Source organism: Actinomycetota bacterium (assembly GCA_012837825.1).
GTDB lineage: Bacteria > Actinomycetota > Humimicrobiia > Humimicrobiales > Humimicrobiaceae > Humimicrobium.
The window spans coordinates 14,296-32,793 of the sequence record DUQM01000056.1; the positions used below are offsets into that span (position 1 = coordinate 14,296).

General features: G+C 35.4%; 18 protein-coding genes. 15 read left to right on the plus strand and 3 right to left on the minus strand.

All coding sequences use genetic code 11. From position 1 onward, the window contains the following. Positions 1 to 201: 201 nt before the first annotated feature. The 14 genes from GXZ93_04180 to GXZ93_04245 all read left to right on the plus strand — a co-directional run bounded on the left by GXZ93_04180 (position 202) and on the right by GXZ93_04245 (position 14,684). Positions 202 to 534: a ferrous iron transport protein A gene (locus GXZ93_04180; protein ID HHT78976.1), complete on the plus strand. Its 333-nt coding sequence runs from the start codon at positions 202 to 204 to the stop codon at positions 532 to 534. Then, entirely contained in the window at positions 503 to 2,596 is a 2,094-nt protein-coding gene (gene feoB, locus GXZ93_04185; GenBank protein HHT78977.1) for a ferrous iron transport protein B, read from the plus strand. Before GXZ93_04180 ends, feoB begins: the two co-directional genes overlap by 32 nt. 236 nt (positions 2,597 to 2,832) lie before the next feature. Beyond that, positions 2,833 to 3,270 carry a metal-dependent transcriptional regulator gene (locus GXZ93_04190; protein HHT78978.1) on the plus strand — a complete coding sequence of 146 codons (438 nt, stop codon included), beginning with the start codon at positions 2,833 to 2,835 and terminating at the stop codon, positions 3,268 to 3,270. Between the two features lie 495 nt (positions 3,271 to 3,765). After that, positions 3,766 to 4,089: a PadR family transcriptional regulator gene (locus GXZ93_04195; protein ID HHT78979.1), complete on the plus strand. Its 324-nt coding sequence runs from the start codon at positions 3,766 to 3,768 to the stop codon at positions 4,087 to 4,089. Beyond that, positions 4,082 to 4,672 (plus strand): DUF1700 domain-containing protein, encoded by a 591-nt coding sequence (locus GXZ93_04200; protein ID HHT78980.1) that lies wholly within the window; start codon positions 4,082 to 4,084, stop codon positions 4,670 to 4,672. The genes GXZ93_04195 and GXZ93_04200 overlap by 8 nt, the downstream gene beginning before the upstream one ends. A gap of 1 nt (position 4,673) precedes the next feature. Beyond that, complete coding sequence (locus GXZ93_04205) at positions 4,674 to 5,519, plus strand: DUF4097 domain-containing protein (protein HHT78981.1); 846 nt, start codon at positions 4,674 to 4,676, stop codon at positions 5,517 to 5,519. A 16-nt stretch (positions 5,520 to 5,535) separates the two neighbouring features. Further along, complete coding sequence (locus GXZ93_04210; GenBank protein HHT78982.1) at positions 5,536 to 6,282, plus strand: DUF2807 domain-containing protein; 747 nt, start codon at positions 5,536 to 5,538, stop codon at positions 6,280 to 6,282. 80 nt (positions 6,283 to 6,362) lie between these two features. Next, entirely contained in the window at positions 6,363 to 6,845 is a 483-nt protein-coding gene (locus GXZ93_04215; protein HHT78983.1) for a hypothetical protein, read from the plus strand. Positions 6,846 to 7,122: 277 nt separating this feature from the next. Continuing rightward, positions 7,123 to 8,049, plus strand: coding sequence for an SPFH/Band 7/PHB domain protein (locus GXZ93_04220; GenBank protein ID HHT78984.1), 927 nt, complete (start codon positions 7,123 to 7,125; stop codon positions 8,047 to 8,049). Positions 8,050 to 8,225: 176 nt separating this feature from the next. After that, complete coding sequence (locus GXZ93_04225) at positions 8,226 to 8,783, plus strand: DUF2179 domain-containing protein (GenBank protein ID HHT78985.1); 558 nt, start codon at positions 8,226 to 8,228, stop codon at positions 8,781 to 8,783. A 137-nt stretch (positions 8,784 to 8,920) separates the two neighbouring features. Beyond that, positions 8,921 to 9,685, plus strand: coding sequence for a zinc transporter ZupT (gene zupT, locus GXZ93_04230; protein ID HHT78986.1), 765 nt, complete (start codon positions 8,921 to 8,923; stop codon positions 9,683 to 9,685). A 198-nt stretch (positions 9,686 to 9,883) separates the two neighbouring features. Further along, complete coding sequence (locus GXZ93_04235; GenBank protein ID HHT78987.1) at positions 9,884 to 11,365, plus strand: DUF4070 domain-containing protein; 1,482 nt, start codon at positions 9,884 to 9,886, stop codon at positions 11,363 to 11,365. 99 nt (positions 11,366 to 11,464) lie between these two features. Next, on the plus strand, positions 11,465 to 12,058 hold the full coding sequence (locus tag GXZ93_04240) for a rubrerythrin family protein (GenBank protein HHT78988.1): 594 nt from the start codon (positions 11,465 to 11,467) through the stop codon (positions 12,056 to 12,058). A gap of 493 nt (positions 12,059 to 12,551) precedes the next feature. Beyond that, entirely contained in the window at positions 12,552 to 14,684 is a 2,133-nt protein-coding gene (locus GXZ93_04245) for an RNA-binding transcriptional accessory protein (GenBank protein ID HHT78989.1), read from the plus strand. 24 nt (positions 14,685 to 14,708) lie between these two features. On the opposite strand, the gene GXZ93_04250 is transcribed toward GXZ93_04245, so the two are convergent. Beyond that, the gene (locus GXZ93_04250) at positions 14,709 to 15,593 is read right to left on the minus strand and encodes an aldo/keto reductase (protein ID HHT78990.1); all 885 of its coding nucleotides are present in this window, start codon (positions 15,591 to 15,593) and stop codon (positions 14,709 to 14,711) included. Positions 15,594 to 15,978: 385 nt separating this feature from the next. Here GXZ93_04250 and GXZ93_04255 point away from each other — a divergent pair, with 385 nt between their 5' ends. Continuing rightward, a complete protein-coding gene (locus tag GXZ93_04255; protein ID HHT78991.1) occupies positions 15,979 to 16,992 on the plus strand; it encodes a TPM domain-containing protein in 1,014 nt (337 codons plus the stop codon). A gap of 3 nt (positions 16,993 to 16,995) precedes the next feature. On the opposite strand, the gene GXZ93_04260 is transcribed toward GXZ93_04255, so the two are convergent. Beyond that, positions 16,996 to 17,421, minus strand: coding sequence for an EamA family transporter (locus tag GXZ93_04260; GenBank protein ID HHT78992.1), 426 nt, complete (start codon positions 17,419 to 17,421; stop codon positions 16,996 to 16,998). Between the two features lie 345 nt (positions 17,422 to 17,766). After that, positions 17,767 to 18,498 (minus strand): GntR family transcriptional regulator (locus tag GXZ93_04265; GenBank protein HHT78993.1); only part of this gene is annotated, 732 nt, incomplete at its 5' end.

An 18,498-nucleotide genomic window follows, 5' to 3' on the forward strand; every position in this document is an offset into this window, starting at 1 on the left:
TTAAACAAGACAAAGATAAATCAGACAATTAAAAATATACATACTACTGATTTTATTATTATTTTTATCATATTGGTAATGCTAATAAATATTTAATCAAAATAATTTTAAAAATTATTGACAATGGGACGATATATAATTAAAGTTAGATAAGACTAACTTTAATATATAAAAGTAGCTTTATAAGGCAAGGATTATAAAATGTTTGGCAGAAAATTGAATTTTAAACATAAGCATGATTTTTTATCCGGAAGTAAGACGGATTTTACAGAAAAAGAGGCTTTGTTTTTATGCAATGCAGATAAAAATACCAGATATATTATAGACAATATTTTTGCGGGACATATTCTTACGCAAAGGCTGTTTTCAATAGGGATTATCCCGGGTGAAACAATAACTGTAGGAGACATCTCAGCATGGGGTCCTGTAACCATAATTGCAAAAGGAATAAAAATTGCGCTGGGCAGAGGAGTAGCGGCGAAAATATCTTTAAAAAAAATAGATGAGACCAGAGATAACGCTCAGGATGGATAAAACAATAAAGGTAGCACTTATAGGTACTCCCAATTCAGGCAAGACTACTATTTTTAATGAGCTTACCGGTGCCAGGCAACATGTTGGCAACTACCCGGGTGTTACTGTTGAACATAAATCAGGTGAATTGTTAAAAGATGGCTACAGGATAAAATTTACTGATCTGCCTGGCATTTACAGCCTTTTTGCTTATTCTCCGGAAGAAGCAGTTTCAAGAAATTATCTGCTAAAAGAAAAACCTGATGTCGTCCTGAACATAATCGATTCTTCAGCCCTTGAAAGAAATCTTTATCTGTCAACACAGCTGATTGAAATGAATCTTCCGATTATTTTTGTTTTCAATATGTTTGATTCTCTTAAAAATAAAACTGATTATGACCTTGAACTTCTCTCAAAACTGCTTGGAGGACCGATAGCCGGAACTATCGGGAATCAGGGTAAAGGCATAAAAGAGCTTCCGGGCATTATTATAGATTTTTACAATGAAATATCAGATAGAAAAAAAACAAGAATAAATTATCATGATGAAATTGAGAATGAAATAAAAAAAATAAGCGATATCTTTGTAAAGGAAAAACCGGAGTCTGATGAAAATGATAATTTGAGATGGGTTTCCGTCAAACTGCTTGAGCAGGATCCTGTGTTTATAAAAGATATGATCAGAAAGACTGATGAATTGTTTTACAGGAAACTGGAAATCCAGGTCAGCAGTTCCATAAATCACATAAACAGTATCCTTAAATCAGAACCTTTAAGGCTTATAGCAGAAGCAAGATATGGTTTTATAAACGGCGCCTTAAAGGAAGCATTTATTTTAAAAAAAGAAAGTAATGAAAATATTACCGATAAGCTTGACGGAATACTTTTAAATAAGTTTCTCGGACTTCCAATTTTTGCATTTTTAATGTGGGCAATGTTCCAGGTAGTTTTCAAACTGGGAGATTATCCCATGAACTGGCTCAATCTTCTGTTTTTGAAACTTTCTGAATGGCTGACCAATATTCTGCCTTCGGGACTTCTGCAGTCTCTTCTGGTGGATGGTGTAATATCAGGTGTCGGAGGAATACTGATATTTACCCCGAAAATCATGCTTCTTTTCATATTTATTGCTTTTTTTGAAGACAGCGGCTACATGGCAAGAGTGGCATTTATTATGGACAGGATTATGCATAAAATCGGTCTTCACGGAAAGTCCTTTATTCCTATGCTGATAGGTTTTGGCTGCACAATACCTGCATATATGTGCGCAAGAACTCTGGAGAACAAAAATGACCGCATGATAACGATGCACATTAATACTTTTATGAGCTGCGGCGGAAGACTTCCCATATATATATTATTTGCAGGCACATTTTTCCCGGGTAATGCAGGCAATATTATATTTTCAATATATCTGATCGGAATTGTCTTTGCCATAGCAACTGCAAAATTTCTGAGAGTAACAAGATTTAGAGGTGAAGCGGAACCCTTTGTAATGGAACTGCCGCCTTACAGAATGCCTTCGCTTAAAAGCATATTCATCCATATGTGGGAAAGAACCTGGCAGTATCTCAAGAAAGCAGGGACCATAATCCTGGCTATATCCATGATCATGTGGTTTCTTTTTACATTTCCGCTTACCCCCGAAAATGAACCTTCCTCACTGGAAGATTCATATGCCGGAAGGATAGGAGTATTTATATCTCCGATTTTCAAGCCTCTGGGATTTGACTGGAAATTATCCCTGGCATCTCTTACCGGGACAGCAGGCAAGGAAGTTGTTGTGTCAACAATAGGAACCTTGTTTAGCCTTTCTGATAATGCTGCAGAGGAAAGGGAAGACAATAATGTGAATTTATCAGAACAGGAAAAAGTCATGTCTTCAATTTCAGATGCCTATCATCCTCTGACAGGTTATAACTTTATGCTTTTCTCTTTGCTTTACTTTCCGTGTATAGCAAGTCTGGCAGTGTTTCAGAAAGAGGCAGGCTTTAAGGAACTCATGTTTCAGGTAGTATTTACCATGGCTCTTGCATGGGTTGTGTCGTTCATTGTTTATCAGATAGGGAGATTCTTTATATAAAATGAAAATTAATATGGAAATAATAATTATAATAATTATCTTAACAGTTGCCATCGCATATTTTTTGTTTCATCTGATTTCCGGACTTTTGCAAAAGAAAAGCTGCTGCTGTGGAGACAGTGGTAAAAAATGCCGCAAAAAAGAAATAATGGAATATCTTAAAAAAAAGGGTAATTAGCATTTTGCCGTATAATATGAAAAAATATAATAGATTTTATTTTATGGAGATGATTTGATTGGTTGACTTATCTGCAAGTCTTGAAGATTATCTTGAAGCGATATATCTCATTAATCAGAATAAAAAAGTGGTAAGGGTGAAAGAGGTTGCTAAGTTTCTGGATGTTAAAACTCCTTCTGTAGTGGATGCTGTTTCAAAACTTTCAGAGAAGGGACTTGTTGTTCATGAAAAATATGGCTATCTGACATTATCAAAAAAGGGAAATGATGTCGCAAAAATTATTTACAACAAACATGAACAGATATTCAAATTTTTAAATGAAGTCCTCGGTATCGATGAAGAAACATCCCAGAAAGATGCCTGCTCACTGGAGCATCATATTAGCAAAAACTCCATGGAAAAGATGGTAAAATTTATGAAATTTCTGGAATCAAAACCAGAGGAATATAAAAAATGGATAAGTGATTTTAATAATTTTATAAAATCTGATATTTAATGCAGCTAACTGCATTATCCATAGTTCTTTTAACAGCTTCAATAATTTCCACACCTCTAGTGCTTTACTTCAATAATTTCCATAACTCCCGCATTTTATATCTTATACAGAAAACCCGGCTATATAAGTTCGGAACCGTTGCTCCTGATGACAGCTGTAATTTTGCGGATCCTGTCTGCTGCAGTGGAAAGCATGGTTTTGCACATACGGTTGAAAATTTTTTCAATCATAAGACGTGCAGGAATTACTTTAATTCCGGAATATATGTTAAGCCATCATGAACGGTATAATGAAAATAGATATCCGAGAGGATGAGAGGATAAAAAGGATTGGAAATTCCTTTAGTAACCCTGTTATCAGCCTGTGGGCGGCATGTCTTATTATCAGCTTGTGAACAGTATGTTTTTATAAAAGGTAATTTTTTTATTTAGTATCTTGCAATACATAATACTATGTGATATCATGCAGTTGTTATTATAAGGAAAGGGCCTGAAAATGAATATACAATTTAAGAAAGGAGTTCTGGAACTATGTGTATTATCTCTTCTTACAAAGCAGGACAGGTATGGTTATGAGCTGGTTAATGAAATTTCCAAAAATATTAAGATTTCCGAAGGGACTATTTATCCCTTATTAAGAAGATTAAAAAATGAAAATTATGTAACCACTTATCTTGAAGAATCCAAAGAAGGAGCTCCCAGAAAATACTACAAACTTACTGAATCCGGAAAAGAAGTAAACGATTTGCTGAGAAAAGACTGGGAAGAATTTGTGGAAAAAGTTAACCATCTCCTGGAAGGCGGTGATATTAATGAATAAAAAAACCTTTTTGGAAAAACTTGAGAAAAATCTGAAAGGACTCTCAAAAGAAGAAATCAAGGATATTCTTTTTGATTTCGAAGAGTATTTTGCTGTCGGTATTCAGAAAAATCGCATAGAGGAAGAACTGTCTTCTTCGCTTGGGGATCCGAGAGTACTTGCAAAACAGTTAAAAGCAGCTTCATATATAAAAAAAGCTGAGGAAAATACTTCTGCAGGAAATATAGCAAGGGCTGTTTTTACATCCATAGGTCTTAGTTTTTTTAATCTTGTTTTTATTCTCCCTCTCTTTATTGTCATAATTGCTTTGTTTGCAGCTCTTTTTGCATGCTCGGTAACAATTTCAGCTGCAGGGGTAACAGGATTTGTTTCAAGCATATTTTATCCGGTTTTTTCGAATTATCTGGCATTCACAGTCAACCCGGCAGTAGGCATATTTGCTTTTCTTGGAATTACAGCATTGGGAGTGCTGTTCTTTATTGGCAATGTTTATCTGTCAAAAGCCATGTACAAGGCTATAGTCAGATATCTTAAATTCAATCTAAATATTATCAAGGGGAGGAGGAAACAGGATGAGCATTAAGATGAAAAAACTTTTAATAGCGCTTGCGATAATTGTTGCCGGCTCATTTGTTATTGCAATTTCCCTGTTTTATTCCACCGGTGGACTCAGGCCATTGTCATCAATTACAAAGGACATTTCACAGATAGAAGAAATTGATGCTTCCGGCATAAAGGCTATAAATATCTCATCAGTAAGCGCGCCGGTAAAAGTAATTATAGGTGAAGGCAATAAAATCAAGGCGGATTTTAAGGGAAAAATAAAAACAAATATCAGCGGCAGGACGCCTGAACTCAGTATTCTGAAAATAAATGGAGAACTGACAATAGAAATCATTTATCCGGCAATTGTCGGTTTTGGGATTTTTGATATTTCCGATCTGAGTCTGGAAGTTGCAATACCCGAGGAAATAGCTGCTTTGACAAAAATAAGCACAACATCTGCAAAAATAGATATTGAAAATATTAAAGTGGCAGAGCTTTTTGCTGAAAGCGTTTCGGGAGCAATAAATTTGAATAATATTAAAGCCAATAATATTGAAATAGAGAATACTTCAGGCAAATGTCTTATAGATGATTCAAATGGCAGGATCAATATTGATACTGTTTCAGGAGAAGCAGTAATAAATCTTAAGCAATTAGATGATGAAATAAAAGTATCAAGCATTTCGGGAGATGTGAGGCTAAATATTCCTGAAGACAGTTCTTTTGATTTTGATCTGTCATCAATTTCAGGAAAAATTGAAAACAATTTAATTTCCAAAATATCTTATGCTGACAGGCAGGAAGTAAAAGGTACTGTTGGTAATGGCGATTTTAATATTAATATTAATACTATATCAGGCAGAATAGTGCTTGAGTGTAATTAAATGGAGGTAATTAAGATTGAAAATAAAATCCAAAATAATATTTCCTGCTATGATTTTGATAGCTGCAAGTCTATTGCTGACTTCCTGCATAAATTTCAGCGGACTGATCATAAAAGGCTCCGGAGAGGTAATAACCAGAGAGTTTGATATAAAAGATTTTGATTCCCTGAATTTTTCAAGTGTGGGAAAAATTGAAATAAGCCAGGGAGAAAAAGAAGCGCTTATAGTGGAAGCGGAAGATAATATTGTTGAAAGACTTGATATTGAGGTTAAGTCGGGAACTCTTTATATAGGGATGAAAAAAGGATTTGCTCATACATCAATTCTGCCCACCAAAGATATAATTTTCAAACTGACTGTAAAGGGAATAAAAGATATAAAACTTTCAGGAGCCGGCTCAATAAACGGAAGTGAAAATATTGATATCAAAAATCTTGACATTTCTTCAAGCGGACTTGGAAATGTTAATATGAAAATAGCAGGAGAGAGTGTTAAATCCATGATATCGGGCGCCGGAAAGATAGATCTTGAGGGTAAAATTAATACCCAGGAAATCCATATATCCGGACTTGGGTCATATAATGCAGAAAATATGCCCAGCAATGATTGCAAGATTATAATATCTGGCGCAGGTAATGCCAAAGTTAATGTTGTGCAAAGCCTGGATGTGAGTATCACAGGACTGGGAAGTGTTGAATACAGCGGCAGCCCTTCACTCAGACAGAATATTTCAGGTGGAGGGAACATGAAAAGCATTGATTGAACTGATGTCGGAAATACTATTACATATCATAAATTAATTAAAATGGAAGTCTGTTTTTAAATAAAAAAAAGGAGAAAATAATGACTGAATTAACAAAAAAAGAAATTGAAGATGGAAAAAAAGTTCTGGGCGGCGTAATGATATTATTATGGATTGCCGGTGTTATATCCTGGCTGGGGCTTATGTCTTTTAACTGGTTCAGCTGGATACCCGGATGGGTGCCGGGCGCTCATCATATGGCAGGAAGATTTACAGGATCTCCTGATACATTTCCTATTGTAATACCTGCAATTTATGTCGCTTCACTTATAGGGCTTTATATAAGAAAAGGCTGGGCGGTTCCGGTGACAAGAGCAGCGCTTGTTGTTACCATGGTTATATTCTTTCCTGTGGGGACTATCTTCGGTGCTATCGTATGGAAAAGGATAAATGATCCGGTTGCAAAGAAATATTTAAACTACGGAATTAAAAACGGAGAAGACGAAGAGAAAGATAATGGTGAACCGGATGTAAAAGAAGACGATGCTGCTCAGGATAAAGAAAACAGCGGTATCCGGTCTTAGAAAAAATATAAAAATTAAAAATAAGCCGGGATATTTAATTTCCGGCTTATTTTTTATCTTCTAAAAATATATACTATATATTGATCTTTGATATTCTGATAAATAGTAATTTTTTATACTCGGTTTTTACTTTGCCCGGGATGCTTTCAGATACATATTGATTTATAGCGGCAGGTAAAACATTATTTTAAAGCAATGATTTTTAATAAAATAATATACATAAAAAGGAGGTAAAATGGGAATATTGGGAATTATTGTTTTTCTTATCGGTCTCATAATGCTTATTATTGGAGCCGTAAATTTTGTGCAGGCAGTATTTTATATCGGACTGACAGTACTGATTCTGGGTGTACTGATATATTTCCTCTCAGGTTTCAGAACCGTAAGGCCTACCCAGAAAGGAATTGTTGAAAGATTCGGGAAATATATGAGAACCAGAGATCAGGGTCTTTCGTGGATTATACCTGCGTTCGAAAAAATGTATAAAGTCAATATAACAGAACAGATGGTTGACATACCTCCCCAGATGGTGATTACACGTGACAAGCTAAATGCAGAAGTAGATGCTGTGGTTTATTACAAGATAGTAGACGTTAAGGCAAGCGTTTATAATGTTGACAACCACTGTTTACAGCTTACCAGTCTTGCAAGAACTACGCTCAGGGCAGTAATCGGAAATATGACCCTTACTGATGCAAATGAAAACAGGTCTTCAATAAATTCAAAAGTTGAAGAGGTGCTTGACAAGGAAACTGCCAACTACGGAGTTGAAGTATTAAGATGCGAGATACAGAAAATAGAGCCTCCTGCCGATGTGCAGGTTTCCATGAATAATGTAGTCAAAGCTGAACAGGAAAAAATAGCAGCCAATGATTTTGCCACAGCCATGGAAACTAGAGCAGACGGAGAGAAGAGGGCGGAAATCAAGAAGGCGGAAGGAATAAAACAAGGCCTGATTCTGTCAGCTGAAGGTAGGGCAGAATCCATCAAGGTTGTTGCAAATGCTGATGCAGACAGGATAAGAGTTGTAAATGAAGCTGCAAATAAATATTTCATTGGAAATGCGCAGATACTTAAAAAGCTTGAGACTGTGGAAAATGCATTAAAAGAAAATGTAAAATTTATTGTCGATTCGGACAAAGTCCAGACAATAGTTACGGATGCAGCAGGAATTACACCTGTTCCTGTAGAAAAAAGTCGGTAAAATTATATTATAAGATAAAATAATATTATTTTTCAGGATCTGTAGATACTGAGAGATGACTTTCCGCATAGCTGTATTAAGCATTAAAACCATATTCATTTTTAATCTTTTTAGTGCTATTATTGCTTCTTGCGTCAGAATAAATTAAAAAATTATATATTTCTGTAAGGCGGAAAATGTTTAATTTCAATATAGATATTTTAATACAGGCACTGATAATTTTTATCGCCATTATGATTCAGGTCCTTATTGGTACGGTAAGATTGATAGTTATGGTTAAGGGCAAAAAGACTCTTTCAATAATTATCGGTTTTTTTGAATCAGCGACCTCGATAACTATAACAATAACTGTTGTTTCAAATGTAATGAAAGCCGGTGTGAATATATTTATTATTTTGTTTTATTCCTCAGGCTTTGCTCTTGGTCTTTTGTTGGGGATGCTGATATCAAGGAAAATTTCCAGAGACATGCTAAGCATAAATATCATTACCAGGGTTGCTGAAGTAAAAATGGAAGACGTACTGAGAGAGAACGGTTTTGGTGTTACAAGATTTGCCGGCAGCGGAAAAGACGGTGAATTAGAGATATTAAATGTCATTTGTGCAAAAAACAGTCTTTATAAACTTAAAGATATAGTAGACGTAATTGACCCGAAAGCAATGCTTGCCAGCCATACTCTTGAAGAGCTCAGCGGAGGCTTTATTTATAACCTGAGAAACAGAATACACGGATAATAAATACCGAACGTTGTAATTATAGTGCGAAGCTCTCTGATTTAAAAAATTTTTTATCGGATGCTATGATATATGATATTGCATGAATATTTTGTTATTAAAAATAAGTATCATAAAAATAGTCATAATTATATAAATTGGACAGTCAGATATTAAAAGCTCTCATACTTACCACTCTGGCAGGACTTTCCACCACAATCGGCAGTTTTATAGGACTGATGGTCAGAAAAGAAAACCCCAGATTTATGAGTTTTGTCCTGGGTTTTACTGCCGGAGTGATGATAGGCATATCATTTTTCGAACTGCTTCCCTCCGGGTTTGAAGAACTGGGTTTCTTAAAAGCAAGCATTGCTTTTGTAGCCGGATTCATTTTTATTTTTCTTATAGACACATTTATACCGCATGAATATCTTGGCCAGAAGGAAAGAAATGAAAAGAATGATCCGGACAAAAAATTATTAAGGACAGGTCTTTTTACCGCCCTGGGAGTTGCGATTCATAATTTTCCTGAAGGAATGGCTACTTTTTACTCGGCAATTCTGGATACAAAAATAGGTATTGCAATTGCTGTAGCCATAGCAATACATAATATTCCTGAAGGCATTGCAGTATCTGCTCCTATCTATAAAGCTACGGGTAGCAGAAAAAAAGCTTTTCTGTTCTCATTTTTATCAGGTGTGGTTGAACCGGTTGGTGCGGTGCTTACGGCATTTGTGCTTTTCCCTTTTTTAAATCCGATGATTCTTGGATATATCCTTTCGGGTATTGCCGGACTCATGGTTTTTATTGCAATAGATGAACTTATGCCTGTTTCCAAATCCCTGGCTCACAGCCATCTTCCTATTGCAAGTTTTATAATTGGCCTGGCAGTAATGATTACAAGCCTGGCGTTGATCAAATAAAAGGAATATATCGGAATTTTTCTTTTATAATTGTCTGTATTAGTATACAATTGCAAAACAGAATTTTATAATTTTGTAAATTGACAAGAAAGTCTTTTTAAAAGACTTTAATTTATTTTTAGAGGGAAATTGAGTTATATGTTTAAAGAAAATGAAATGTTAAAGTTATCAGATTTAAAAGATAAGAGCAAAAAGGATCTGAAAGTTCTGCTGGTTTATCCGCAGTATCCGAATACTTTCTGGAGCTTTAAGGGCATACTTAAATTTCTGAATAAAAAAGCAGCCTTTCCTCCTCTCGGATTGCTGACTGTAGCCGCAATGCTGCCTGAAAAATGGGATTTAAAACTTATAGATATGAATGTAGAGAATTTGGATGATTCAGATATTCTCTCAGCAGATGCGGTTTTCATCAGCGCCATGATTGTTCAGAAAAAATCTGTCAGAGAGGTAATTAAAAGAGTACAAAAACTGGGCAGGCCTGTTGTTGCGGGAGGACCTCTTTTTACAACTGGCTGGGAAGAATTTCTAGATGATGTTGACAGCCTGGTTCTTGGCGAGGCAGAATCCAATCTTGAACTTTTTTTAAATGATCTTTCATCAGGAAAGGTAAAGAAAATTTATGAAGCAGGTGAATTTCCTGCTATTTCAAAAACGGTAAACCCAAAATGGGATCTGATCAACATGAAGCATTACAATTCCATGTGTCTTCAGATTTCGAGAGGTTGTCCCTTCAATTGTGATTTCTGTGATATTGTGAAACTGAATGGCAGAATTAGCAGAATAAAGACAGGCCGGAAAGTTGTAGGAGAGCTTGAAGCGCTATACAGAAGCGGATGGAAAGGCGGAGTGTTCTTTGTTGACGATAATCTTATCGGTAATCAGAGAATTCTTGAGAATGAAATTCTTCCTGCCATCATTGAGTGGCAGAAAAAAAGAAAACAGCCGTTTCTATTCAATACTCAGGCATCAATCGATCTTTCCGACAAGCCAAATCTGATCAAATTAATGGTAAAAGCAGGATTTACGACAATTTTTGTCGGAATTGAAAGTCCTCAGGATGAAAGCCTTAAAGAATGCAGCAAATATCAGAATAAAAATCGCGATCTCGTAAAGTCAGTTAATATTCTGCAGAATGCCGGGTTTGAAGTGCAGGGAGGATTTATTGTCGGTTTTGACAGTGATTCGCCACACATCTTTCAGAAGCAGATAGAGTTCATTCAGAAAAGCGGCATAGTGACGGCTATGGTAGGATTGCTTACTGCATTGCCAAAGACAAAGCTTTATCAGCGTTTGAAAGAAGCGGGCAGACTGATTAAGGAATCATCCGGCTCAAATACAGGGGTGGATATGAATTTTCGCCCAAAAATGAATATGGATGTTCTTATGGATGGGTATAAAAAAATAGTAAAGACCATTTACTCTCCGAAACAATACTATGAAAGAGTAAAGACTTTCCTAAAGGAATTCAGGCCACCTTTCAGGAAAGTTCCAAAACTGCATCTATACTATATAAAGGCATTATTTGTTTCGATATGGTACTCAGGCATAAAAAATTCAGGCAAGAAATATTACTGGAGCCTGTTCTTCTGGAGCGTATTTAGAAGACCGTCTGTTTTTCCTTATGTTATCGGAACCTCAATTACAAGAATACATTTTTCAAAACTGTATTGTGAATCATGATTTTTTAAAAAAAGTTTGTAAAAATTCTTTAAAGATTGTCTTTAAAATGACATCTGAATAACAAAAATAGTAAAAAAAGAATAGAAGGAGTGGGAAATAATGAATGAATTAAAAAAAACAAAAACAGCTGAAAATCTCTTAAAAGCATTTGCCGGAGAATCTCAGGCAAGAAACCGTTATACGTATTATGCTTCCATAGCAGACAAAGAAGGCTACAAGCAGATAAGAAATATTTTTATTGAAACTGCTGATAATGAAAAAGAGCATGCCAAAAGATTTTATAAGTTTCTTCTTGAAGGTTTCAAAGATGAATTGCCTGCAGTTATAAACATAGAGGCATCATATCCTGTTGCGCAGGGAACAACACTGGACAATCTTGAAGCTGCAGCAAACGGTGAATATGAGGAATGGGCAGAGCTGTATCCTTCTTTTGCAAAAACGGCAGACGAAGAAGGCTTTTCTGAAATTGCAACAACATTCAGAATGATTGCTCTTGCAGAACAAAGACATGACACAAGATATAAAAAACTTGCTTCAAATATAAAAAATAATAAGGTTTTCAAAAGAGATGAGAAAATCTTATGGAAATGCGGTAACTGCGGCTATGTGGCTGAGGGCAAAGAAGCTCCGAAATTATGTCCTGCATGCATACATCCCCAAGCTCATTTTGAGATTTTTACGGAAGCTTATTAAAACATTTAAAAATCATAAGGCGGGTTTCAATATTTCAGGGCTAAATTTTGTTTTTTTAAAACCCGCCTCTTGTCTATTAAGTATGCCTTTCTGGTCTCTGCGCAAATTCGGGAAGAAGACTAAACGGGAGAAATGCTTCGGCATAAAAGTATAAGAAAGAAGAAGAGATATGCCGAACCTGTTATTTACTGTATAATATATGTGCTTGTCATTTTATAGCCTGTATCAATATTATCTTCCCCGAATTCGTACTTCCTGTCTTTTAAGGTGGGCGCTATAGCACTGTAAAGCCCATAGAGCATACAGCTACCAAGAGACTTCTTCTTTATTTTCTTACAGGGATGCATCTGCTGCAAACCAGTTTTTATAAGAGGATTTAATCTGTTAATATTTTTGCTTTAATAAAACTGATTTTTTTATTGCGGGCAGGCTTCATTTCTTATATATTTTTAAAGTCATAAAAACAAAATAATATTTATATAAAGCCGGAAAAATGGAATTTAAATTTTCAAAACAGATATCAGCTGACTTAAAAATTAATGAGCCAAGTGTAATTGCAACATTAAGGCTGCTTAATGAAGGCAATACAATACCTTTTATCTCAAGATACCGGAAAGAAGCTACAGATAATCTTGATGAACTTCAGATACTTGATATAAAAAAAGGGTATGGGCATTTTCTGGAAATTGAATCAAGAAGAAATTCAATCCTGAAAGAACTGGAGAAACAGGGCAATCTTTCAGAAGAGCTTAAGAAATCAATTAATGAGGCAGACACTCTGAATAAGCTGGAAGATATTTATCTTCCATTCAGGCCAAAAAGAAAAACCAAAGCTTCAGTTGCCAGAAGCATGGGTCTTGAGCCTCTGGCAAAGATGATTTTCTCACAAAAAGAATTTGATTTGGAAAATGAGGCAGAGAAATATATAAATGAAAACGTAAAAACTATTAATAAGGCTCTTGAGGGAGCCGGTTTTATAATTGCAGAGTGGATTAATGAGGATAAGATTGTCAGGGAAGAGATAAGGAAAGTATTTAAAGATGAAGCTGTGGTGAGCTCAGGTGTCTTAAGAGGCATGGAGGAGTCCGGTATAAAATATAAAGATTATTTTGAATTCAGCGAACCTTTAAAGAAAATATTATCACATCGTTTTCTTGCAATTAAGAGGGGCGAGAAGGAAAAAGTTCTTAAAGTTTCAATATTACCGCCGGAAGAAAGTGTCTTTTACAGAATGGAGAAACTTTTAATAAAAGCTGACAATAAAGCAGCGGCAATGGTAAAAGAAACAATAAGGGATTGCTACAAGAGGCTGCTTGGTCCATCTCTTGAGACGGAAACCACGGTTCTTGCCAAAGAGCATGCCGATGATGAAGCAATAAAGGTATTTTCAGAGAATCTGCGCCAGCTGCTTCTGGCTCCTTTTCTTGGAAGAAAAAGAGTTCTTGCGCTTGATCCGGGTTTTAGAACAGGGTGTAAAATTGTGTGTCTGAATGAACAGGGGGATTTGATTCATAATGATAATATTTATCCCCATGAGCCACAAAACAAAAAAGAAGAAGCAGCCGGAATTTTAAATGCTATAGTTGAAAAATTTAAGATATCGGTTATTGCCATTGGAAACGGAACTGCAAGCAGGGAGACCAAAGAGTTTGTAAGTACAGTTTTCCATAAGAATAAGGATATTAAAATATTTGTTGTGAGTGAAAGCGGGGCTTCTATTTATTCCGCATCAGATGTAGCAAGAGAAGAGTTTCCTGATTATGATGTTACCGTTAGAGGCGCAGTTTCAATAGGGAGAAGGTTAATGGATCCTCTTGCGGAGCTGGTAAAAATAGATCCAAAATCCATAGGAGTAGGGCAGTATCAGCATGATGTTGACCAGAACAGACTTAAAGAAAACCTGGATTTTGTTGTAGAAAGCTGTGTAAATCTGGTGGGTGTTAATTTAAATACTGCCAGCAAACATCTTTTAATGTATGTTTCCGGACTTGGTCCCAGGATTGCCCAGAATATAATTGATTACAGGAAACAAAACGGAGCATTTTCTTCCAGGGAAGAATTAAAAAATGTCGCCAAACTGGGAGAAAGGATTTTTGAACAATGTGCAGGATTTTTAAGAATAGAAGACGGAGCCAATCCTCTTGACGGAAGCGCGGTTCACCCTGAAAGCTATTATGTTGTTGAAAAAATTGCAGGTGATCTGAATATGGGAGTCGGGGAAATGATTGGAAATGAAAAAATAAAAGAAAAGATAAATCTGCAGAATTATGTCGATGAAAAAACAGGATTGCTGACCCTGAATGATATCCTTGCAGAGCTTTCCAAGCCGGGAAGGGATCCAAGGGAAAATGTGGATGAATTTGAGTTTAAAACAGGTATTTCGGATATTAGTGACTTAAAGACCGGGATGCTTCTGAACGGTATAATAAATAATATAACTAATTTCGGTGCTTTTGTTGACATAGGGATAAAAGACTACGGCCTGATTCATATATCTGAAATGTCCCACAGATTTATAAAAAGCCCCAATGAGGTAGTCAGATTAAATCAGAAAGTAATCGTGAAAGTGATTGATGTTGACACACAGAGAAAAAGAATCTCTCTGACTCTTAAAGATGTCAACTGACAGTTTGCCGGCCGGAATAATTTTTTAAGGCTGAATTAGCCTTGTCAGAGTCGTATTCTCAACTATATCTACAGTACCTGGAAATTCATTTTGCAGGATATCTATGTCATTTTTTTCCATCTTCCAGCCAAGGGCTCCAAGATTTTCTTTTAGATGTTCAATATTCCTTGATTTTGGTATGGTTACTATATTTTTCTGGGAAATCAGCCAGTTTATGGCTATCTGTATCGGAGTCTTTCCGTATTTCTGGCTCATTTTATTAAGGATGCTGATATCATCGCAGCCAAAAAGTCCTTTCTGAGTGGGTCTCCAGGCGACAACAATAGCATCGTTTTTTTGCGCATATTCTATCGACCCGTCACTGTAAGGGCCTCTGTGTTTTAAATTATAATGAAGGTGATTGCACACAATAGGATTAACCGTATTTTTCTGTGCTTCAGCAAACTGTTCGATATTGAAATTGCTCAGGCCTATATGCCTTACTATTTTTTTGTCAACAAGATAGTCAAATGCCTCCATAGATTCTTTTATATCAATAAAAGGATTAGGGTTGTGTATTACATATATATCTATATATTCAGTACCGAGACGGGAAAGACTCTTTTCTGCTGAATTTAATATATCTTTATAATGGAGATTCATTGGCGCAACTTTGGTAGTAAGTATAATTTCTGCCCTGTCGTAGTTCTTTATTGCTTCTCCCACTATTTCTTCACAGTGTCCCTCTGCATACCAGGCTGAAGTGTCAATATGATTTACGCCCATTTCTATTGCCGTTCTTATTGCGGCTATATCGGCTTTATCATCATTTTCAGGGTTTCTTTTATCTCTTCCACCCATACTCCAGGTACCAAATCCAAATACCGGAAGCTCAAATCCGTTTTTAAGTTTTTTCTTTTCAATAATCATTTCTTCTTATTATATCATTATTATAAATTTAAAAAATTTCCGCTTAATGCTACAGCTATTTCTTATCTTTTCAAAATAAGTTCGAAAACTCCTCTGACTATTTTGTGACCCGCTGTTCTCCTTATTAAACCTGCGGCAGATTTTGTCATTTTAGGGCATAGGAATATTTCTTTATTACTTTTGCCTGTCAGCAATTTGTTGATTTCAGACATTTAGATTTTCCTCTTGCCTTTTTAAATAATGTATTATCCAAAAAAGTTATCTGAATTTTAATTATATTTTATCATAAAAACTTTATAAACATTTCATTTAAAAATATATTAATTAATCAAAAAGTAATAAAATAATACTAGTATCTGATTTAAATCATTTTATTTTTTTAATCTTGAAAGCAAAAAATAATAATTTAATCAAACCGGTAAATCTGTTTTTACCGATAGTTATTATTATCCTGCTTGCAGGCAGCCTTTTTATTTTCGTTTCATGTTCCAAAAAAAGCAAAGATACGGCTCTTCCGGATTATTCAGGATTTGTCAATGACTTTACAGGAAAAGTCAGTAAAGAGTGGCTGGATAAAACCGAAATACTTGTAAGAAACATTGAACAGGAAACTTCCTGTGAAATAGGTGTTGCCGTCATAAATAACCTTAATGGAAATTCAATTGAGTATTATGCAGCAGAGCTTTTTAAAAAATGGGGGATCGGCAAAGAAGATAAAGATAACGGGGTTCTTCTGCTTGTTTCCATGGAGGAAAGAGAATTAAGAATAGAGGTCGGCTATGGCCTTGAGGAAGTCATCACTGATATTGAAGCAGGAAACATAATAAATAATATTATTATACCCAGATTCAGGGAAGAAAATTATGAAGCCGGTATTTACAATGGAGTAATTGCCATTTCTAATGAAATAAATAGCGAATATGGTAATTATCTTCCGGACTATTCAGCCGATTATACCACTGATACGAAAGCCGGTTTTTCTAAAACAAAAGCATTTGAGAATATGATTACTTCTATCGTTATCGGAGTAAATGTGCTGCCGTGGCTTATTTTCGGACTCTTAACAGGTATATCCGGTCTTAGGCATAATATAAGAAAGCGAAGATGCCCGAAATGTAAAAAACTAAAATTAAAAACCTGGCAGAAAATTCTGGAAAAACCTACTCTTACATCTTCGGGAAGAACAGAAGAAACAAGATTATGCTTGTTCTGCGGTTTCGGTGATGTTGACATAAAAATAATTCCACCTCTTCAAAGATACGGATCCGGTGGTGGCGGAGACAGCGGCAGTTTTTCCGGTTCTTCATTCCGCAGTTCAGGCGGGAGCCATGGAAGTTCTTCTTCAAGAGGATTTGGGGGCGGTTCTTCCGGGGGCGGCGGCTCCAGTGGCAGATGGTGATGACTATAGCCTAAGCAGCAATACCCCTGCAATTATAAGTATTATGCCCGAACCTTTATATATTGTTAGTTTTTCAGATAAAAAAAGTATGGAAATTGCAACAGTTATTAACGGAAATGCAGAGGTTATGGGCACAACTTTCGACGTTTCTCCAAGTTTTAGTGCATAATAATAAGCAAAATGCCCTATCAGTGTTGCAAATATGCCTTCAAGGCTTATAAAAGCAAAGCTCTTCAAGTCCACCTTTGCAAGCTCCCTGAAATCTCCTCTTATTAATATAACTATCAGCATGATTATAGCAACCACGAAACATCTTATTGTAAAAGCTATATAAGGATTTGTTTTTGCAAGTCCGAGTTTTCCGAATATCGGAGCCATTCCCCAGAAAAGCATAGATATTAATGCCAGAACAAAAGGAAAAGTTTTAATGTTCATTATTCCTCCCATGTCCGTAATTTTCGATTATTTTTATAATACTTGTTTTTCTGGCAACCTCCAAACATATAAATTTATTTTTAAGACATATCATGAAACAGCTATATTAAAAAAATATTTGAACTGTGATAATTTAATCATTGCGGAACAAAAGGAAAAGAAAAACATGTAATGTCATCACTTAAAATAGTCGTGCTTTTATTCTTGTGGATTACAATAATATGCTCAATTATTTTTGCAACTGATTTGCTATGGGTTAAACTGATATTGTTTATTGTAGCAATCGGAGTGTCAATTCATATCATGATACTAAAAACGTTTAAAGATAAAAAGGATGACTTATAATTTTCTTCTAAGTATTGATTTATAACTCGTCTTGTAGATAGACCTCATATAAAGAACAGGCTTGCTATTTGGAAGAAAAACAGTTCTTATCCTCATATTTATCGGAGTGTTTTTTTTAACATTTAAAAGCTCAGATTCTTCTTTTGTTGTTAGAGTAGCAGTTATTATTTCTTCAGCATAATCCAGGGTAAGATTATATTTTTTCCCCAGAACTAAATAGAGAGACTGTTTTAACCCTGTTTCTTCGAAATCTTTCTCTGAAAATCCCGGTACGAGATTACTGGACAGATAGTTTAAGTCAATTCCTGACGGTTCTCCATTTAGCAGACGAAGCCTTTTAAATTCAAATATCTCTTCTTCAGGGGACAATTTCAGTATTTCCTGAATTTCAGAGTCTGGAATGAGTTTTTTAAGTTCAAGTATTCTGGTCGAAGGTTTGAAGCCTTGTTTTATTGCCTCTTCTGTATAGCTCTGTATAATAAGAGAAACAGGTTCATAAAAATTTTTGCTTTTTACAAAAGTGCCCTTGCTCTGCTTGATTTCAAGCATATTCTTATTTATAAGGTCAGATATTGCACGACGTATTGTTATCCGACTTACACCCAGAACTTTCATAAACTCTTTTTCAGTAGGTAATTTTTCTCCTGGTTTAAGTTTTCCAGTTTCAATTAATTTCTGGATATATTCTTCTATCTGATAATAAATTGGAACCGGGATGTTTTTATC